This is a genomic window from Agromyces agglutinans (genome assembly GCF_009647605.1).
Taxonomy (GTDB): domain Bacteria; phylum Actinomycetota; class Actinomycetes; order Actinomycetales; family Microbacteriaceae; genus Agromyces; species Agromyces agglutinans.
Genome location: NZ_WJIF01000005.1, coordinates 218,245 through 235,495, shown reverse-complemented (window position 1 = coordinate 235,495; position 17,251 = coordinate 218,245). Strand labels below are relative to the sequence as shown.

Genomic DNA, 17,251 nt, shown 5'->3' with positions numbered 1-17,251 from the left:
GCAGAACCGCTCGCGCGAGGGATGCCCCGGCGCGCGACGATCGCCAGAGTGGAGGGCATGATCGCCAGCACCGCACCCGAGCCGCCGCTGCCGCCCGTGCCTCCCGCACCGCCGGGGCCGCCGGACGCGCGTGCCGGGTCCGCGTCGGCCGAGCGGGGCGAGCCGCGCAGTGGCGAGCCTGCACGCGGCGAGCCCGCACGCGCCGGTTCGTCGACGGCCCGCACCGCGAAGTCGACCGGGCCGCGACGTCGTCCGCGCCTGACCGATTCCGAGGCGTGGCCCGAACAGGTGCTGACCTGGTTCGGCGTGGTCTTCACGGCCGTCGCGCTGTTCGCGGTCTCGGTGCCGCTCGACGCCACGATCTACGGTGTCCACGTCGCCATCGCCTTCGGCATCGGCTTCCTGCAGGCCGGCAGCCTGCCGATCGCCATGCGGTGGCCGTGGGCCGGGGTCGGAGCCCTGCTCATCGGCCAGGCGCTGCTCGGCGTCTTCGGCTCCGCGCCCGTGGGTGCGCCGTGGCCCGTGCCCGTCGCCCAGATGCTGCTCTTCGCGCTGCTCGGCGGGCTCCTCGCCGCGCGCGGGCGCACCGTGCCCGCGGTCGTGCTCGGCCTCGGCGGCGTCCTGGTGCCGCTCGCGGCATCCTTCCTTCCCGACCGCGGCGCGACCACCGACGGCGTCGTCGCGAACCTCGTGACGAGCGCCGCGGTCAGCGCCGTGCTGATCGGCATCGGCCACGCGGGCGACGTCGCCCGCAGGCACTTCACGACCGTGCTCGACGAGGAGCGCCGCCAGGGCGCCGCCGAGCACGAGCGGCGCCTCATCGCCGAGGAGCGCACGCGCATCGCGCGCGACCTGCACGACGTGGTCGCGCACCGGATGTCGGTGATCCAGGTCCAGGCGACGAGCGCGCCGTACCGGCTGTCGGGCCTCGACGACGCGGTGGCCGCGGAGTTCGGCGAGATCGCCCAGTCGGCGCGCGACGCGATGGCCGAGATGCGCGAGCTCCTCGCGGTGCTCCGCGACCCCGAAGGGGAGGCCGAGACCGCCCCGCAGCCGGGCTTCGCCGACCTCACGCGGCTGGTCGCCAGTGTGCGCCAGACGGGACTTCCGCTGACCGCGCGCATCGACGACCGCCTGCCCGGCGGAGCCGTGGTCGGACAGGTCGCGTACCGCATCGCGCAGGAGGCGCTCAGCAACGTGCTGCGTCACGCGGCAGGCGCCGCGACCACGGTCACCGTCGTCGACGCCGGCGCGGCCGTCGCCGTGACGGTCGAGAATCACGCACCGGATGCCTCGGCCGCGGCATCTGCTCGCGCCGACGACCCGCGCACCGGTCGCGACGACGGCCACGGCATCATCGGCATGCGCGAGCGCGCGAGGCTCGTGGGTGGCACGATCGAGGCGGGGCCGACCGCCGTGGGCGGCTTCCGGGTGCACGCGCTGCTCCCGACCGCAGGCTCGGCCAACGGGACATCCGGCGCCGACAACCGCTCGTAGGAGGCATCCGTGACGATCACCGTGCTCATCGCCGACGACCAGGCGATGGTGCGCGCCGGCTTCGCCGCCGTGCTCGCCGCCCAAGACGGCATCGAGGTGATCGGCCAGGCCGCCGACGGGGCCGAGGCCGTCGTGCTCGCGCGCGACCTGCGCCCCGACGTCGTCGTGATGGACGTGCGCATGCCCGGCATGAACGGCATCGAGGCGACCGCGGCGCTGCAGGTGCCGCCGCGCTCGAGCGACTACGTGCCCAAGGTGCTCATGCTCACGACGTTCGACATCGACGAGTACGTGCACGCGGCGCTGCGCGCGGGTGCGAGCGGATTCCTGCTGAAGGACGCGCTGCCCGACGAGGTCGCCCGCGCCGTGCGCGTCATCGCCGCCGGCGAGGCCCTGCTCGCGCCGAGCGTGACGCGCCGGCTCATCGAGGAGGTCGCGCGGCAGCAGCCCGCGCCCGTCGTCGACGAGCACCTGCTCGCCTCGCTCACCGCTCGCGAACGCGAGGTGCTCGAACTCGTCGCGCGCGGGCGCTCGAACCAGGAGATCGCCGCTGAGCTGTTCATCGCCGAGCAGACGGTGAAGACGCACGTGAGCAAGATCCTGCAGAAGCTGGGCCTGCGCGACCGAGTGCACGCGGTGGTCTTCGCGTACGACACGGGACTGGTGCGCCCCGGCGCGTAGGCGACGCGGGGATACCGCCGTAGGGGGCGAGGACCGCTCCGGCGGGTGATGCTCCGGCCGGCACCGCGTTCCTAACCTGCCGGGGCAGGGCGGAGACGCCGCCCGAGGCAGGAGCCGACCGTGACGCTGTTCGCCGAACGCCCGACCGAGCAGGTCGGGCCCCGGGCACCCCGCTCCCCGCAGGCGCGTCGCTCACCCGCGCGTCGTTCGCCCCAGCCCGCGCAACCGGGCCGGTCGCGTCGCGACGCCGGCATCGACGCGGCGCGCGCGGCCTGTCTCGTCGTCGTGTTCGTGCTGCACGCCATGATGGTCGGTGTCACCGTCGGCCCCGACGGGCCCGTGCTCGAGAACGCCATGGAGCAGTGGGATGGCTTCGCCGCCGCGACCTGGATCGTGCAGGTCATGCCGCTCTTCTTCGTCATCGGCGGCTACGCCGGCTGGACCGCGTGGCAGTCGATGCGCGCCAGGGGCGGTACCGCGGCCGAGTTCGTGCGCGCCCGGGTCGAGCGGCTCGTGCGCCCCGCGATCGCGCTGGTCGTGGCGGTCGGGGCGGCGCTCGGGCTGCTCGCGCTCGCGGGCGTGCCCGCCGAGGTCGTCGCGACCGCCGGGTTCCGGATCGGCCAGCCGCTGTGGTTCCTCGCGGTCTACCTGGCCTGCACGGCGCTCGTGCCGATGATGGTGCGCGCGCACGAGCGGCGTCCGATCGCGACCCTTGCGGGGCTGGCGACCGTCGTCGTGTCGGTCGACGCGCTGCGCGTCGCGACCGGCATCGAGGCGATCGGCTTCGCCAACCTGCTGTTCGTGTGGCTGCTCGTGCAGCAGCTCGGCTTCGTGCTCGCGCAGGGTCACGTCGACCGGATGCCCCGTCGCGCCCGGCTGCTCGTCGCAGGCGCCGCGCTCGCGCTGCTGTTCGCGATCACGCACGGGGGCCCGTACACGCCAGACCTGTTCCAGAACCTGAACCCGCCGACCGCAGCGCTCGTGGTGCTCGGCGTCGTGCAGCTGATGCTGTTCTCGCTCGTGCGGGCGCGCCTGCGCCGCTGGGCCGAGCGGCCACGGCCGGCCGCGCTCGTCGCGCGGTTCGGCGAGTGGGGCATGACGCTCTACCTCTGGCACCTGCCCGCATTCGTGGCGCTCGCTGCCGCGCTGCTCGTGGCACACCAGGCCTTCGGTCTGGAGCTGCCCGACCCGGTCTCGCCGGAGTGGTGGGCGAGCCGACCGGCGTGGCTCGTCGGAGCAGCCGTCGTGACGGCGATGCTCGTGCGGGTCTTCGCGAGGTACGAGCGGGGGAGCGGAACGGGTCCGCGCGCCGTCGGCGTGCGACTGCGCGTGCGCGTCCCGCTGGGCGTCGCGGTGGTCGCGGGCATCGTGGGCGTCGGGGTCGCGCTCGTGATCGGGTTCGCGCCGCTGCCGGCGCTGCTGTCGGTCGCCCTGCTCGCGGTCGCGCTCGCCGGGGCGCGGCGCGCGGTGCCGGCGGTCGGCGCTCAGCCCACGAGGAACTCGGCGATCGTGAGCGCCAGCGAGCGCGGGTCCCATCGGTGATCGGATGCCTCGACCTCGCGGAACTGCGCGTGCGGCAGGTTCGCGACCATCGACTCGGCGGCCGAGCGCATGACGTCGAGCGTCTCGCTGCCGACGAGTACCAGCGCCGGCGCGGTGATGCCGGCCCAGAGGGCCGACCGGGCGGCCGACTGCGTCCAGGCGAGCGACTCGGCGTCGGGCTCGAGGCTCGCCGCCAGCCCCGTCATGACCGGCCAGCCCTCACCCTGCTTCGCCTGTGCGATCCATCCGGGCGGCATGTCGCGCATGAAGTACTCGACGGTGGCGTCGCCGTTGCCGGTCGTGATGCGCTCGCGCAGTCCCTCGAGGAACTCGGCGCCGGAGGTGTCGAGCTCGTCGTCGAGCGGTACCTCGAACAACACGAGCTTCGACACCGGCAGTCCGGCCGCGGCCGCGGCGAGGGCGATCGACCCACCCGACGAATTGCCGAACAGGGCGACCGCGTCATCGGCGCCCTCGGTGAGCTCGGCGGCGAGCGCCCGGAGGTCGTCGACCGTCTGCGCGAGCGTGATCGGCGCGTCGGCGGGGCTCTCGCCGCGCCCGCGACGGTCGTAGCGCACGACCTCGAAGCCGTGCTCGGCGAGGCGCCGCTGCAGCTCGGTCGTGGTGGGATCGAACGCCCGGAACTGGAACGCGCCATCGACGAGGATCACGGGCGGGCCCGCCCCCTCGCGGTCGAAGGCGATGCGCGTGCCGTCGGCACTGGTCGCGTACTCGGTCATCCCGCCCCCTCGCGTGCATGCGTGCACGGCGACAGGTTAGTCGCGGGGCGTCAGCGCGTGAAGGCCGTTGCGCCCGCCTCGGCCGCCGCTCGTGCTGCGGCTGCGCGTTCGGCCCTCCGCCGGCGGAAGGCGAGGAGCCCGAACGTCCAGACCATCAGGCCGGGCAGGATGCCGACGAGCGTCACGCCCAGCAGGTCGCGGCCGAAGACGTGGGCCTCGGCGCCGTCGACGAGCGGCATGTCGGGCCGGCTCGGATCGATCCGCATCTCGACGACGTCACCCACCACGTAGCGGTCGGGACACGACGACCACGCGACCGGCGCCTCGACCCGGTGGGCGACGCCATCGCTCGTGTAGTCGAGGGTGAGCACGCACGTGTCCGCCCGCTTGTATCCGCCGGCCACGCGCTCCGCGACGATCGTCGCCGTGGTGTGCTCGGTGTAGCCGGTGGTCATCGCCAGCGCGGCGACGATTGCGGACAGGGCGAGGAGCGCGGTCACGGTCATCGCGATGATCCACACGACGACCTGCCCGGTGCCGACAGGCCTGGGCGGGGTTCGGCGGACTCGGCGCATCCGACGATTGTATTCGCGGGAGGGCGCGTCACGGTGCGAGGACGTCAGGGGGCGCGGATCGTGGTCGCAGCAGCCGGAGCCGCGGCCACGCGCTCGGCCCTCCGCCGGCGGAGGGCCGCCAGGCCGAAGGCCCACACGGCCAGACCCGGCACGATGCCGAGGACCACCGCCATCGCGGTGTCGCGGACGAACACGTGGCCTTCGGCGCCGGCGATGAGGGGCGTGTCGGGACGCGTGGGGTCGAGGCGAACGTCGACGACCTCGCCGACGACGTACCGTTCGGGGCAGGAGAACCAGGCGACCCCGGCATCGACGGTGTACGCGACCCCTGCACTCGTGTACTCGAGCGTCAGCACGCAGGTGTCGGTCGACCTCGGCTGGCTGTCGATACGCTCCCCGACGATGGTCGCACCGGTGTGCTCGGTGTGGCCGAACGCGATGCCGAGTCCGCCGACGACCGTGAGCAGGGCGATCAGTGCGGTGATGCTCATGGCCACGATCCACGCCGCGACCTGTCCGCGCCCGACCGGTTTCGGCGGCTTCCAGCGGGTTCCGGGCATCCGCCGAGTGTATCCGCGGCGACACGCGGAAGGGGCCCCGGCGATGTCGGTGGGTGGTGGCAGCATGGACGGCACAACACCATATGTAGGGGTCGAGGGCGGCAGCAGGCCCAAGGTGTCGGGTTCGCGACACGCCCGGCATCCATCCACATGCGAGATTCCCGAAGTCGGCACCGGGTGTGGATAACCGGGGGCGTCAGCCCGAGAATCCGCCGATCACCGGGGCATCCGATTGGGGATGGACTGTGGATGACGCGGTGGAAAACTACACGAATGTAACTACAGCATCTTGGGGTCGTTCTCTTCCGCGAACACAAGATGTAGTATTGAAGGACCAAAGCAACACCACGCACCACCGGGGGAATCGGCTCCTCCAGGAGCCACGGAAACGAACGAGGGGAACCACATGACGGTCACGGTTTACACGAAGCCTTCCTGCGTGCAGTGCAACGCCACCTATCGCGCCCTCGACAGCAAGGGCATCGAGTACGAGGTGCTCGACCTCTCGGTCGACGAGAGCGCCCTCGCGCACGTCAAGGAACTGGGGTACCAGCAGGCGCCGGTGGTCATCACCGACGAAGAGCACTGGTCCGGCTTCCGTCCCGACAAGATCGCCGAGCTGGCCGACCGTCTCGCGTAAGGGTCTCGGGTCTCGATACGGCTGGTCTCGATACGCGGCCGACTTCGTCGGGCGCTACTCGACCACCGGGGGAGGCCGCACCGGACGGAGTCGCGATGACGAACCTGGTCTACTTCTCGAGCGTCTCGGGCAACACGCAGCGATTCATGGAGAAGCTCGGCCGCCCCGCGGCCCGCATCCCGTTGCTCGCTCGTGACGAACCGCTGCACGTCGACGAACCCTACGTACTCGTCGTTCCCACCTATGGCGGAGGCGACGGCAAGGGTGCCGTCCCGAAGCAGGTGATCCGGTTCCTGAACGACCCCGAGAACCGCGCACTCATCCGCGGCGTGATCAGCGCCGGCAACACCAACTTCGGGAGCGCCTACGGCCTGGCCGGCGACATCATCGCCGCGAAGACCGGGGTGCCCCACCTGTATCGCTTCGAAGTATTCGGAACACCCGACGACGTCCGCGCCGTCGACGAGGGATTGGACGCATTTTGGTCACAACAGCAGCAACTGACGGCGTAGCGCTCATGGACGCGCCTCGCCAGGCGATGGACTACCACTCGCTGAACGCGATGCTGAACCTGTACGACGCCGACGGGAAGATCCAGTTCGAGAAGGACAAGGAGGCGGCGCGGGAGTACTTCCTGCAGCACGTCAACCAGAACACGGTCTTCTTCCACTCGCTGAAGGAGCGGCTCGACTACCTCGTCGAGAAGGAGTACTACGAACCAGAGGTGCTGGCGCAGTACTCGTTCGACTTCATCCAGAAGCTCAACGACCTCGCGTACTCGAAGAAGTTCCGCTTCGAGACGTTCCTCGGCGCGTTCAAGTACTACACGAGCTACACGCTGAAGACCTTCGACGGCAAGCGCTACCTCGAGCGCTTCGAAGATCGAGTGGTCATGACCGCGCTCGGCCTCGCGCAGGGCGACGAGCAGCTCGCGATCGACCTCGTCGAAGAGATCATCGCCGGCCGCTTCCAGCCGGCGACGCCGACGTTCCTGAACACCGGCAAGGCGCAGCGCGGCGAGCTCGTCTCGTGCTTCCTGCTGCGCATCGAAGACAACATGGAGTCGATCGCGCGCGGCATCAACTCGGCGCTGCAGCTCTCCAAGCGCGGCGGCGGCGTCGCCCTCCTCCTCTCGAACATCCGCGAGGCCGGCGCGCCGATCAAGCAGATCGAGAACCAGTCCTCGGGCATCATCCCCGTGATGAAGCTGCTGGAGGACTCCTTCAGCTACGCCAACCAGCTCGGTGCCCGCCAGGGCGCGGGCGCGGTGTACCTCAGCGCCCACCACCCCGACATCATGCGGTTCCTCGACACCAAGCGCGAGAACGCCGACGAGAAGATCCGCATCAAGACGCTCTCGCTCGGCGTCGTCGTGCCCGACATCACGTTCGAGCTCGCGAAGAACAACGAAGACATGTACCTGTTCTCGCCGTACGACGTCGAGAAGGTCTACGGCAAGCCGTTCGGCGACGTGCCGATCAGCGAGCACTACCGCGAGATGGTCGACGACGCGCGCATCAAGAAGACGAAGATCAACGCGCGCGAGTTCTTCCAGACGCTCGCCGAGATCCAGTTCGAGAGCGGATACCCCTACATCGTGTTCGAGGACACGGTGAACAAGGCGAACCCGATCAAGGGCCGCATCAACATGTCCAACCTGTGCTCGGAGATCCTGCAGGTCAACACGCCGACGACCTACAACGAGGACCTCTCGTACCAGGAGATCGGCAAGGACATCAGCTGCAACCTCGGCTCGCTGAACATCGCGCTCACGATGGACTCGCCCGACTTCGGGAAGACCGTCGCGACCGCGATCCGCGGCCTCACGTCGGTGTCCAACCAGAGCCACATCTCGTCGGTGCGCTCCATCGAAGACGGCAACGACAAGTCGCACGCCATCGGCCTCGGCCAGATGAACCTGCACGGCTACCTCGCCCGCGAGCGCATCTTCTACGGCTCCGAAGAGGGCGTCGACTTCACGAACATCTACTTCTATACCGTGCTGTTCCACGCGCTGCGCGCCTCGAACCAGATCGCGATCGAGCGCGGCGAGGTCTTCGACGGCTTCTGGGACTCGAAGTACGCGTCGGGCGAGTTCTTCGACAAGTACACGGCGCAGGAGTGGGTGCCCTCGACGGCGCGCGTCGCCGAACTGTTCGAGTCATCCGGCGTGCACATCCCCACGCAGGACGACTGGCGCGAGCTCGAGGCATCCGTTCGCGAACACGGCATCTACAACCAGAACCTGCAGGCCGTGCCGCCGACCGGTTCGATCTCGTACATCAACAACTCGACGGCGTCGATCCACCCGATCGCCTCGAAGATCGAGATCCGCAAGGAAGGCAAGCTCGGCCGCGTCTACTACCCGGCCGCGTTCATGACGAACGACAACCTGGAGTACTACCAGGACGCGTACGAGATCGGCTACGAGAAGGTCATCGACACGTACGCCGCGGCGACGCAGCACGTCGACCAGGGCCTCTCGCTCACGCTGTTCTTCAAGGACACCGCGACGACCCGCGACATCAACAAGGCCCAGATCTACGCGTGGAAGAAGGGCATCAAGACCATCTACTACATCCGCCTGCGGCAGATGGCGCTCGAGGGCACGGAGCTGGATATGTGCGTCAGCTGCACACTGTGAGGATTGCGCATATTTCGGCGGTCGAGTAGGCGCGAAGCGCCGTATCGAGACCATCAACGGACCAGACAAGGACAGCACGGATGACCCTCACCGACCCGGTCAACTCGGCGAAGAACGACCCGGCGCACGCCGGCAAGGTCAAGCTCGTCGACCACGTCAACGCGATCAACTGGAACCGCATCCAGGACGACAAGGACCTCGAGGTCTGGAACCGTCTCGTGAACAACTTCTGGCTGCCCGAGAAGGTGCCGCTGTCCAACGACATCCAGTCGTGGAACACGCTGACGCCCGACGAGCAGCAGCTCACGATGCGGGTGTTCACCGGCCTCACGCTGCTCGACACGATCCAGGGCACGGTCGGCGCGGTCTCGCTCATCCCCGACTCGCTGACGCCGCACGAGGAGGCGGTGTACACGAACATCGCGTTCATGGAGTCGGTGCATGCGAAGAGCTATTCGTCGATCTTCTCGACGCTGTGCTCGACGAAGGAGATCGACGACGCGTTCCGCTGGTCGGTCGAGAACGAGAACCTGCAGCGCAAGGCCGAGATCGTCATGGAGTACTACCGCGGCGACTCGCCCCTCAAGCGCAAGGTCGCCTCGACGCTGCTCGAGAGCTTCCTGTTCTACTCGGGCTTCTACCTGCCGATGTACTGGTCGTCGCGGGCGAAGCTGACCAACACGGCCGACCTCATCCGCCTCATCATCCGCGACGAGGCCGTGCACGGGTACTACATCGGCTACAAGTTCCAGCGGGGGCTCGAACTCGTCTCGCCGGCCGAGCGCGACGAGATCAAGGACTACACGTTCTCGCTGCTGTACGAGCTCTACGACAACGAGGTGCAGTACACCCAAGACCTCTACGACGGCGTCGGGCTGACCGAGGACGTCAAGAAGTTCCTGCACTACAACGCGAACAAGGCCCTCATGAACCTCGGCTACGAGCCGATGTTCCCGAAGACCGTCACCGACGTGAACCCGGCGATCCTGTCGGCCCTCTCGCCGAACGCCGATGAGAACCACGACTTCTTCTCGGGGAGTGGCTCGTCGTACGTCATCGGCAAGGCGGTCAACACCGAGGACGAGGACTGGGACTTCTGAGATCGGTCGCGTTGTGACTTCATCGAAGGGCGGATGCTTCGGCATCCGCCCTTCGTCTCGCCTCGGGTCGACAGGTCGAGCGGAGCGCTCGTCACTCGCGCGTGAGTTCCGCCTCGATGAGATCGAGCAGCGCCGGCCCGTGCACGGTGACCGTCTCCCAGAGCCGCGTGTTGTCGAGGCCCGCGTAGTTGTGCGCGGCGATGTTGCGAGTAGCGCGAAGCCCGTCGCGGTCGCGTTGCGGCAGCACGGCGATGACCTCGGACGGAAGGTCGCGTCCTACGAAGTCGGCGAGGTGGATCACGGCGAGCATGCCGATGTCGTACGCGTCCGACCCGGGCGCACGGAACGCGTCGACGTCGTCGCGAGCGGCGCGCTCGAACCGGCTGCGAAGGCGCTCGACTTCGGCGAGTCTCCGTTCGCGGGTGGACGCAGCAGGTCCTTCGGGTTCCTGGGTACGCGGGCGAGCGACGAAGCGGGCCGGCGGCCGATCTTCGTGCTCGCTCACAGCGGTACCGCCGATCCGTGGATCATGGCTGCGACCGGGTCATCGGGATCGTCGACGACGGCGTCGACCGGGAAGCCGATGAGCTCGGCGACCTCCTGTCGGAATGCGGCGAGGGAGAGGAAGTCGACGTCGTCGTCGACGGTGATGAGCAGATCGACGTCGCTGTCAGCGGTGTCGGTGCCCCGCGCCGTCGAGCCGAATACGCGAACGTCGTGTATGCCGTAGGCCGACGCGATCTCGTGGATGCGCTCGGCGTACAGCTCGAGGGGGATCGAGGGCCGAAGCTCCGCAGCCTGGAGGACCCGTGCCAGCAGCGTCTCGCTCGGCACGCGAGCGCCGGTTTCGATCGCCGCGAGGTTCGGCTGACGCAGGCCCGACCGCGCCGCGAGTTCCCGTTGCGAGAGTCCGGCGTCCTCGCGGGCGCGCCGGACCAGCTCCGCCGGGGTGACTGCCATACTCCCGAGTATATCGCGCTGATATCGCGTCGTCAGGTCTCGCTGACCGACAGCCGGCGAAATGTGACCCGCAGCGGCTCGAGTGATCCCGCCGATTCGATGCGTATCGATACTGTGGAACTCGCTCGCATGTGGTGAGCCGATGGGCGGGTGCGATGACCTCCTTTGCAGTTCCTTCGGGCGGCATCGAGCCGACGGTGGTGGTAGCGGTGTTCGGGGGCATGCGTCTCGTCCGCCCTGACGTCGATCTCACGAATCGACCGCCCCGTGAGCGGCTCATCCTTGCGAGCCTCGTCGTGGCGCGCGGCCGAACGGTCTCGATCGGCGAACTCGTCGACTCGCTCTGGGGCGACCAGCCACCGTCAACCGCGGTCAACCAGGTGCAGCGGCACATCGGCGAGCTGCGCCGGCTGCTCGAGCCCGACCTGCCGGCTCGCGCTGCCGGTACCGCGGTGCTGGGCGCGGGGGAGGGCTACCGGCTCGATCCGGCCGTCGTCCATTCCGAACTCGAACGGTTCGACGAACTCCGGACGCAGGCGAGGCGATCATCGGGACCCGACTCGGCGCGCGGATACCTCGAGGCGCTCGAACTCGCCGCAGGCGCACCCTTCAGCGGCCTCGGGTGGGAGACGCTGGCCAGGCCCGCGTTCGCCTCGGTCGAGCGCGACCGGATCGCGCTGGCGGTCGACGCCGCAGACTGCGCCCTCGGGCTCCGCGACCCCTCGCCACTCGTCGCGGGTATCGAGCGCATCGCGGCTGATGCGCCGATGGACGAACATCTGCAGGCCAAGCTCGTGACGCTGCTCGCCAGGTGCGGTCGTCGCGCGGATGCGCTCGCGGTCTACGACACGACCAGACGACGCCTCTGGGATGAGCTCTCCATCGCGCCCGGGGGAGCGCTGCAAGCAGCGGTCGACGACATCCTGAGTGACGACGAGGACGGCGAATCCGGCACAGATGCGCCACGGAGGCTTCCACTCGCCCCGGCGGCAGTCGTGGACCGGGAGGGCATTCGCATCCTGTTCGAGGAGACGGCGGCGAACGCCCTGCGCGGGGAGCCCGCGATCCTCACGATCACCGGCATGGCCGGAATGGGCAAGACGACACTGGCGGTGCAGTGGGCGCACTCGATCGCCGACCGGTTCCCCGACGGTCAGCTCTACCTCAACCTGCGGGGCTACGCGCCGGAGGGCGAGGCCCTGTCGGACGAGGAGGCACTGGGGCAGTTGCTCGCCGACCTCGGTGGATCTGTCGCCGACGTGCAGGGCGGTGACGGGCCGCTGCGCGAGGCCTACCGCCGCGCGATCGGCAACCGGCGCATGCTGATCGTCATCGACAACGCCGCCGACGTCGAACAGGTGCGATCGCTGCTGCCGGGGGTGCCCGGCTGCCTCGTCGTGGTCACGAGCCGATCGAACCTCGCGGGCCTGGTCGTTCAAGACGGGGCGGTGGCCGTGCCCCTGGGCCGGCTCACCGATGAGGAGTCGCGGCGGCTGCTGGTCAGGCGGCTGGGCGCGTCTCGTGTCCATTCGGATCCGGCGTCCATCGACTCGATCGTCGCGTCCTGCGCCGGACTTCCCCTGGCCCTGGCCCTCGCCGCCGCGTCCGCCTCCGGCGCCGGCGAGGCGATGCACGATGTCGTCGACGGGCTCTCGGCGACGGCGTCAGCGCTCGACGCACTCTCACTGGACACGGCGAACGACCTGCGATCGACGTTCGAATGGTCCTATCGAGTGCTCTCGGCGGATGCCGCCCGGATGTTCCGCCTGGCATCCGTCCATCCGGGAGTGACCCACCCTCGGGCCGCGCTCGCGAGCATCGCCGGTTTCGACCTGGCACGGGCCTCCGCGGCGCTCGGCGAACTGGTCGGCGCGAACCTGTTCGTGACGGTCGCGAAAGCCGAGTTCGCGGTGCACGACCTGCTGCGAATCTACGCAGGCGAACTCGTCGGTGGCACGTACGAACGGGTGGAGGCGCAACGGCGACTGGTCGGCCACTACGTCCACATGACCCGTCGCGCGTTCCTGGCGTTCGGCAGGCAGCCCGTCGTGGAATTGCAGTCGGTGCCGCCGGTGCCGGATGCGATCTCGGGCTTCGAGTCATCCGACGACGCCGTCCGATGGTTCTTCGCGGAACGGAGGGCTGTCCTGGAGACGTTCGCCGTCGCGCTGTCGCTCGGAATGGATCGTGAGGCGGCGCTGATCGCACTCGACTGGCGCCCGATGCGCCAGGCCACCGACGCGCCTTCGATCATGATCGATGCGATCGCGCAGGCCGTGGATGCCGCGGCGAGGTGCGGCGACGAGCGTCTCGAGGTCGAACTCCGACGGGATCTCGCCGTCAATCTGGGAATGAGCGGTCACGAATCGGAATCGAAGCACCATCTCGAGCGAGTGCTCGAGACCTACCGCGCCTGGGGCGACCACGTCGGCGAATCGAACACCCTCCGCAACCTCGGACACATCCACGCGGACGGGGCCACGCGCCTGGCGCTCACCATGCAGTCCGTCGAGGCCGCCCGACGGTCGGGGCGATCGGACATCCTCGCGATCTCGCTCGTCACGCACGCCCATGCCGTCCTGATGTTCGGCACCACCGATGAACTCCTCGAACTCACCGCCGAGGCGCATCAGCACGTCGTCGCCTCCAAGTCCGACTACCTGGCTCCCTATGTGGCGGTGTACCGGGCGATGGTGCATGCCAGGCGTGGGGCGTTCGTCGAATGCCTCGAGCTCGTCCAGACCACGCGCGACTCGCTCGACGTGATGATCCAGGCGTACGGCGCGATGGCCGTGGCGATCGCCGCTGCCGGTGCGGACCGGCCGGAACAGGCGTACGAGGCGCGGGAGCGGTTCGACCGCCTCGAGCGCGACCACGAGGAGTTCATCACCAACAAGACCGAGACGGGAATCCTGCGGTCCTGGCTCGAGGAGGCCGTCGCCGGCATGGAGCGCCGTCTGGCTTCCTGACGGCTGTGCATTCACCCGGGCCCTGGATGCACTGACTCTGCACTCGTCCTGCAGGCCCTCCCGCTTGTGTGGGATCCATGGGATCCACTGCATTCGCCCCCGCGCTGGACGCGACCGAGGGCCTCACCGTCTTCGTCGAGGGCCGGCGTCGACTCTTCGGCATCGCCTATCGCATCCTCCGGAGCCCCGCCGAGGCGGAAGACGTCGTGCAGGAGGTCTGGCTGCGCTGGCAGCTGTGCGACCGGACCAGGGTCCGGGAGCCGATGGCGTACCTCGCGACGACCACGACTCGGGCTGCGATCAACGTGCTGCAGAGCGCGCGAGTGCGTCATGAGACCTCCATGGAGCCGCTGCTCGAGAGACCGGCCGTGGCGGACGACCCCGCCGTCGACCTCGAGCGGGAGGAGGCCCTCGAGCAGGCGACGTACCTGATGATGGAGCGGCTCACGCCGTCCGAGCGAGCCGCCTTCGTGTTGCGGGTCGGGTTCGACTATCCCTACGCGCGCATTGCGGTCATCATCGCGACGACCGAGGCCGCAGCGCGGCAGCTCGTCAGCCGGGCCCGCAAGCGCCTCGCGGTGGCGACGGAGCGCGCCGTCGACCGCGCAGCGCATCAACGGCTCGTCCGGGCCTTCCGGAACGCTGCACGAGGGGGCGATGCAGCCATGCTCGAGAACGTACTCACCGAGCCTTCGAGCCCGTGCGTGCCGCCAGCTCCGCGGCACGGGTGACGGCATCCGCGAACGCGAGCGGCGCCTCCTGCGGGAGGTTGTGGCCGGCGTGCGGTACCTGCCGGTGCTCGTACGGGCCGGTGAAGCGTACTCCTGCGGTGGCGGCGTCGCGTGCGGGGAAGTTCCCGTCGGCGAGCCCGTCGAGCGTGATGGTCGGCACGGTGATCGCGGGAAGATGCGCGAGCTGCACCTCGAGCCTCGAGTACTCCGGGGCGCCGGCCGCGTGGAAGAGCCGGTGTCGGTACGAATGGATGACGACGTCGACGTAGTCGGGGTTCTCGAACGCCGCAGCGGCCCGGTCGAGTTCGGCGTCGCCGAACGCCCAGTCGGGTGAGTTGCGGCGCCAGATCACCTCGGCGATGCCCCGGCGGTTCTCGGCCAGCCCCGCTCGACCCCGCTCGGTGAGGAAGTAGAAGAAGTACCAGAAGCCTGCCTCGAGATCGGGGCGGATCGGTTGCATCGACGCGCTGATGTCCTGGATGAGGTAGCCGTTGACGGACACCAGGGCGGTGACACGTTCGGGCTGGATGGCGGCGACGATGCATGCGGCGCGACCGCCCCAGTCGTACCCCGCGAGGATTGCCTGCGGGATCCGCAGCGCGTCCATGAGTTCGACGACATCCTGCCCCAGCGCGGCCTGTTGGCCCGTGCGCGGGATGGCTCCGTCCAGGAAGCGCGTGTCGCCGTGCCCGCGCAGGTACGGCACGATGACGCGGAATCCGGCGGCGGCCAGGATCGGTGCGACGTCGACGTAGCTGTGGATGTCGTACGGGAAGCCGTGAAGGAGCAGCACCGGTTCCCCGTCTGCCGGTCCGGCCTCGAAGTAGGCGACGCGCAGATGCGCCGTCTCGACGTCTCGCAGCGGGTGAAGACGGGCGATCGCGGGCATGGTCAGCTCCTTCTGGTGGACCGGTTGCCAGCTTCGACCGGGCGGAGCACGTCGCTGTGACCGTCGTGATCGGATGCCTCGGCGTCGCGGCATCCCATCGCGGACGCCTGTCACAGCGGACGGAACGGCGCGGTCGTAGATGGCACGGAGCGCCAGTCGGATGCCCCGTCCTCACCGCCGAAATGAAAGGCAGACGATCATGCACGCTCACATCCTCGACCCGGAGGCGCAGGCCATCGCCGACGCCACCTCGACGCCTCCGTTCCTGTACCAGCTCGGCGCCGACGGCGCCCGGAAGGTCCTCGACGACCTGCAGGCCGCCCCGATCGACCAGCCCGACGTGGACGAGGAGTGGATCACCGTCCCCGCTGCCGTCCGCGACGTGCGGGTGCGGATCGTCAAGCCGGTCGGCTCGACCGGTCTCCTGCCGACGATCCTCTACATCCACGGCGGAGGCTGGGTCATCGGCAACGCCGCGACCCATGACCGCCTGGTACGCGAGATCGCCGTCGGCGTCGACGCCGCGGTGGTGTTCGTCGAGTACGACCGCTCGCCGGAGGCGCGGCATCCGGTCGCCATCGAACAGGCGTACGCGACCGCGCAGTGGATCACCGCTTCCGGTGCCGACAGAGGGCTCGACGCGACCCGCTTGGCGGTGGCCGGCGACTCGGTCGGCGGCAACATGACCGCGGTCGTCGCGATCCTCGCCAAGCAGCGCGGCGACGTGTCGTTCGTGCACCAGTCGCTCTACTATCCCGTGACCGACGCCGCCCAGGACACCGACAGCTACCGCGAGTTCGCCGACGGCCCGTACCTGACCGCGGCCGCCATGGCCTGGTTCTGGGACTGCTACCTGCCGGATGCCGCGAAGCGGGGCGACCTCACGGCCTCGCCGCTCCGTGCGACGACCGAACAGCTGACCGGGCTTCCTGAGGCGTTCGTGATCACCGACGAGAACGATGTGCTCCGCGACGAGGGCGAAGCGTACGCGCGGCGCCTGGTGGAGGCGGGCGTGCGGACCACGAGCGTGCGGTACAACGACACCCTGCACGACTTCATGATGCTGAACCCGCTGCGTCCGTCGCCGGCCGTGACCGCGGCGGTCGAGCAGGCGGTGCACGTGCTCCGCAAGGCGCTCGGCCGCGCCTGAGCACGCGACCGAAGGGGAGACCGCTTAGGCGATCTCCCCTTCCGGGGCGGCCAGATCCGCGTATTGCGGGTGCTGGGCGATGAACGCTGCCACGACCGGGCACCGCACCGTGACGGGCAGGCCGAGCTCGCGGAGGCCGTCGAGCGCGTCGGCGATGAGGTCGGGGGCGATGCCGCGCCCGCGGAACTCGGGAGCGACCGTCGTGGTGAGCACGACGACCCGGCCCCCTACGACGTCGTAGTGGAGGCTCGCGATGCGCCTGCCCGCGATGACGGCGGCGTAGACGTGGTGGTCGGAGTCGTGCTGCACCCGGATCTCGGACCCGGCGTCTGCCGACGGCCGGTCGACGGCGCGGACGGAGCTCGCCGTCGCCTCGTCGAGCGTGCCCCCGGTGCCCTCGTCGAGCACGCCCGCACCATCGGGATATCCCGCCGAGTCGGGGTACTCGATCGGCTCCTGGCCACTCCCTGCGCCCATCACGTCCTCCTGGGTTCGATTGCGGATGTCGACAGGACCTCGGCGGCGGGTGGGACCAGCCATGCTCTGCTTGGCGCATACCTCGAGGAGGCCGCC

Annotated in this window: 17 protein-coding genes; 10 read left to right on the top strand and 7 right to left on the bottom strand. The window is 69.5% G+C overall.

Annotated elements, in window-relative coordinates:
* Window positions 1-57: 57 nt before the first annotated feature.
* From GE115_RS11105 to GE115_RS11095, 3 genes are all read left to right on the top strand, one after another.
* Complete coding sequence (locus GE115_RS11105; RefSeq protein ID WP_153684846.1) at window positions 58-1,497, top strand: sensor histidine kinase; 1,440 nt, start codon at window positions 58-60, stop codon at window positions 1,495-1,497.
* A 9-nt stretch (window positions 1,498-1,506) separates the two neighbouring features.
* Complete coding sequence (locus GE115_RS11100) at window positions 1,507-2,178, top strand: response regulator (protein ID WP_312855087.1); 672 nt, start codon at window positions 1,507-1,509, stop codon at window positions 2,176-2,178.
* Between the two features lie 120 nt (window positions 2,179-2,298).
* Window positions 2,299-3,720, top strand: a complete 1,422-nt coding sequence (locus GE115_RS11095) for an acyltransferase family protein (protein ID WP_153684845.1) — start codon at window positions 2,299-2,301, stop codon at window positions 3,718-3,720.
* Here the strand turns inward: GE115_RS11095 and GE115_RS11090 are convergent.
* Genes GE115_RS11090 through GE115_RS11080 form a run of 3 tightly spaced genes read right to left on the bottom strand, consistent with a single transcriptional unit; the run spans window position 3,663 to window position 5,595 of the window.
* On the bottom strand, window positions 3,663-4,460 hold the full coding sequence (locus tag GE115_RS11090; protein WP_153684844.1) for an alpha/beta fold hydrolase: 798 nt from the start codon (window positions 4,458-4,460) through the stop codon (window positions 3,663-3,665). The genes GE115_RS11095 and GE115_RS11090 overlap by 58 nt on opposite strands.
* A gap of 50 nt (window positions 4,461-4,510) precedes the next feature.
* Window positions 4,511-5,035 (bottom strand): DUF3592 domain-containing protein, encoded by a 525-nt coding sequence (locus tag GE115_RS11085; RefSeq protein WP_153684843.1) that lies wholly within the window; start codon window positions 5,033-5,035, stop codon window positions 4,511-4,513.
* 44 nt (window positions 5,036-5,079) lie between these two features.
* Window positions 5,080-5,595: a DUF3592 domain-containing protein gene (locus tag GE115_RS11080; protein ID WP_153684842.1), complete on the bottom strand. Its 516-nt coding sequence runs from the start codon at window positions 5,593-5,595 to the stop codon at window positions 5,080-5,082.
* Between the two features lie 406 nt (window positions 5,596-6,001).
* Between GE115_RS11080 and nrdH the strand changes: the two genes are divergently transcribed.
* The 4 genes from nrdH to nrdF all read left to right on the top strand — a co-directional run bounded on the left by nrdH (window position 6,002) and on the right by nrdF (window position 9,979).
* Window positions 6,002-6,235, top strand: a complete 234-nt coding sequence (gene nrdH / locus GE115_RS11075) for a glutaredoxin-like protein NrdH (RefSeq protein ID WP_153684841.1) — start codon at window positions 6,002-6,004, stop codon at window positions 6,233-6,235.
* 95 nt (window positions 6,236-6,330) lie between these two features.
* Window positions 6,331-6,747 (top strand): class Ib ribonucleoside-diphosphate reductase assembly flavoprotein NrdI, encoded by a 417-nt coding sequence (gene nrdI, locus GE115_RS11070; protein WP_153684840.1) that lies wholly within the window; start codon window positions 6,331-6,333, stop codon window positions 6,745-6,747.
* 5 nt (window positions 6,748-6,752) lie between these two features.
* On the top strand, window positions 6,753-8,879 hold the full coding sequence (nrdE, locus tag GE115_RS11065; RefSeq protein ID WP_153684839.1) for a class 1b ribonucleoside-diphosphate reductase subunit alpha: 2,127 nt from the start codon (window positions 6,753-6,755) through the stop codon (window positions 8,877-8,879).
* An 80-nt stretch (window positions 8,880-8,959) separates the two neighbouring features.
* Window positions 8,960-9,979 carry a class 1b ribonucleoside-diphosphate reductase subunit beta gene (gene nrdF, locus GE115_RS11060; protein WP_153684838.1) on the top strand — a complete coding sequence of 340 codons (1,020 nt, stop codon included), beginning with the start codon at window positions 8,960-8,962 and terminating at the stop codon, window positions 9,977-9,979.
* Window positions 9,980-10,070: 91 nt separating this feature from the next.
* On the opposite strand, the gene GE115_RS19235 is transcribed toward nrdF, so the two are convergent.
* On the bottom strand, window positions 10,071-10,484 hold the full coding sequence (locus GE115_RS19235; RefSeq protein ID WP_153684837.1) for a HepT-like ribonuclease domain-containing protein: 414 nt from the start codon (window positions 10,482-10,484) through the stop codon (window positions 10,071-10,073).
* Window positions 10,481-10,939: a nucleotidyltransferase domain-containing protein gene (locus tag GE115_RS11050; RefSeq protein ID WP_153684836.1), complete on the bottom strand. Its 459-nt coding sequence runs from the start codon at window positions 10,937-10,939 to the stop codon at window positions 10,481-10,483. Before GE115_RS11050 ends, GE115_RS19235 begins: the two co-directional genes overlap by 4 nt.
* Window positions 10,940-11,094: 155 nt before the next feature.
* On the opposite strand from GE115_RS11050, the gene GE115_RS11045 reads away from it, so the two are divergent.
* Window positions 11,095-13,908 carry an AfsR/SARP family transcriptional regulator gene (locus GE115_RS11045; protein ID WP_153684835.1) on the top strand — a complete coding sequence of 938 codons (2,814 nt, stop codon included), beginning with the start codon at window positions 11,095-11,097 and terminating at the stop codon, window positions 13,906-13,908.
* A 77-nt stretch (window positions 13,909-13,985) separates the two neighbouring features.
* Complete coding sequence (locus GE115_RS11040) at window positions 13,986-14,639, top strand: sigma-70 family RNA polymerase sigma factor (protein ID WP_153684834.1); 654 nt, start codon at window positions 13,986-13,988, stop codon at window positions 14,637-14,639.
* Here GE115_RS11040 and GE115_RS11035 read toward each other — a convergent pair.
* Window positions 14,590-15,528 (bottom strand): alpha/beta fold hydrolase, encoded by a 939-nt coding sequence (locus tag GE115_RS11035; RefSeq protein ID WP_153684833.1) that lies wholly within the window; start codon window positions 15,526-15,528, stop codon window positions 14,590-14,592. The genes GE115_RS11040 and GE115_RS11035 overlap by 50 nt on opposite strands.
* Window positions 15,529-15,727: 199 nt before the next feature.
* Between GE115_RS11035 and GE115_RS11030 the strand changes: the two genes are divergently transcribed.
* Entirely contained in the window at window positions 15,728-16,678 is a 951-nt protein-coding gene (locus tag GE115_RS11030) for an alpha/beta hydrolase (RefSeq protein WP_153684832.1), read from the top strand.
* A gap of 24 nt (window positions 16,679-16,702) precedes the next feature.
* Here the strand turns inward: GE115_RS11030 and GE115_RS11025 are convergent, their stop codons facing one another.
* Complete coding sequence (locus GE115_RS11025) at window positions 16,703-17,155, bottom strand: GNAT family N-acetyltransferase (RefSeq protein WP_153684831.1); 453 nt, start codon at window positions 17,153-17,155, stop codon at window positions 16,703-16,705.
* Window positions 17,156-17,251: the final 96 nt, after the last annotated feature.

Coding starts and splice junctions, on each gene's coding strand:
- GE115_RS11030 (WP_153684832.1), top strand. CDS start 15,728: ATGCACGCTCACATCCTCGACCCGGAGGCGCAGGCCATCGCCGACGCC.
- nrdH (WP_153684841.1), top strand. CDS start 6,002: ATGACGGTCACGGTTTACACGAAGCCTTCCTGCGTGCAGTGCAACGCC.
- GE115_RS11080 (WP_153684842.1), bottom strand. CDS start 5,595: ATGCCCGGAACCCGCTGGAAGCCGCCGAAACCGGTCGGGCGCGGACAG.
- GE115_RS11025 (WP_153684831.1), bottom strand. CDS start 17,155: ATGGGCGCAGGGAGTGGCCAGGAGCCGATCGAGTACCCCGACTCGGCG.
- GE115_RS11050 (WP_153684836.1), bottom strand. CDS start 10,939: ATGGCAGTCACCCCGGCGGAGCTGGTCCGGCGCGCCCGCGAGGACGCC.
- GE115_RS11090 (WP_153684844.1), bottom strand. CDS start 4,460: ATGACCGAGTACGCGACCAGTGCCGACGGCACGCGCATCGCCTTCGAC.
- GE115_RS11040 (WP_153684834.1), top strand. CDS start 13,986: ATGGGATCCACTGCATTCGCCCCCGCGCTGGACGCGACCGAGGGCCTC.
- nrdF (WP_153684838.1), top strand. CDS start 8,960: ATGACCCTCACCGACCCGGTCAACTCGGCGAAGAACGACCCGGCGCAC.
- GE115_RS11085 (WP_153684843.1), bottom strand. CDS start 5,035: ATGCGCCGAGTCCGCCGAACCCCGCCCAGGCCTGTCGGCACCGGGCAG.
- GE115_RS11045 (WP_153684835.1), top strand. CDS start 11,095: ATGACCTCCTTTGCAGTTCCTTCGGGCGGCATCGAGCCGACGGTGGTG.
- nrdE (WP_153684839.1), top strand. CDS start 6,753: ATGGACGCGCCTCGCCAGGCGATGGACTACCACTCGCTGAACGCGATG.
- GE115_RS11035 (WP_153684833.1), bottom strand. CDS start 15,528: ATGCCCGCGATCGCCCGTCTTCACCCGCTGCGAGACGTCGAGACGGCG.
- GE115_RS11105 (WP_153684846.1), top strand. CDS start 58: ATGATCGCCAGCACCGCACCCGAGCCGCCGCTGCCGCCCGTGCCTCCC.
- nrdI (WP_153684840.1), top strand. CDS start 6,331: ATGACGAACCTGGTCTACTTCTCGAGCGTCTCGGGCAACACGCAGCGA.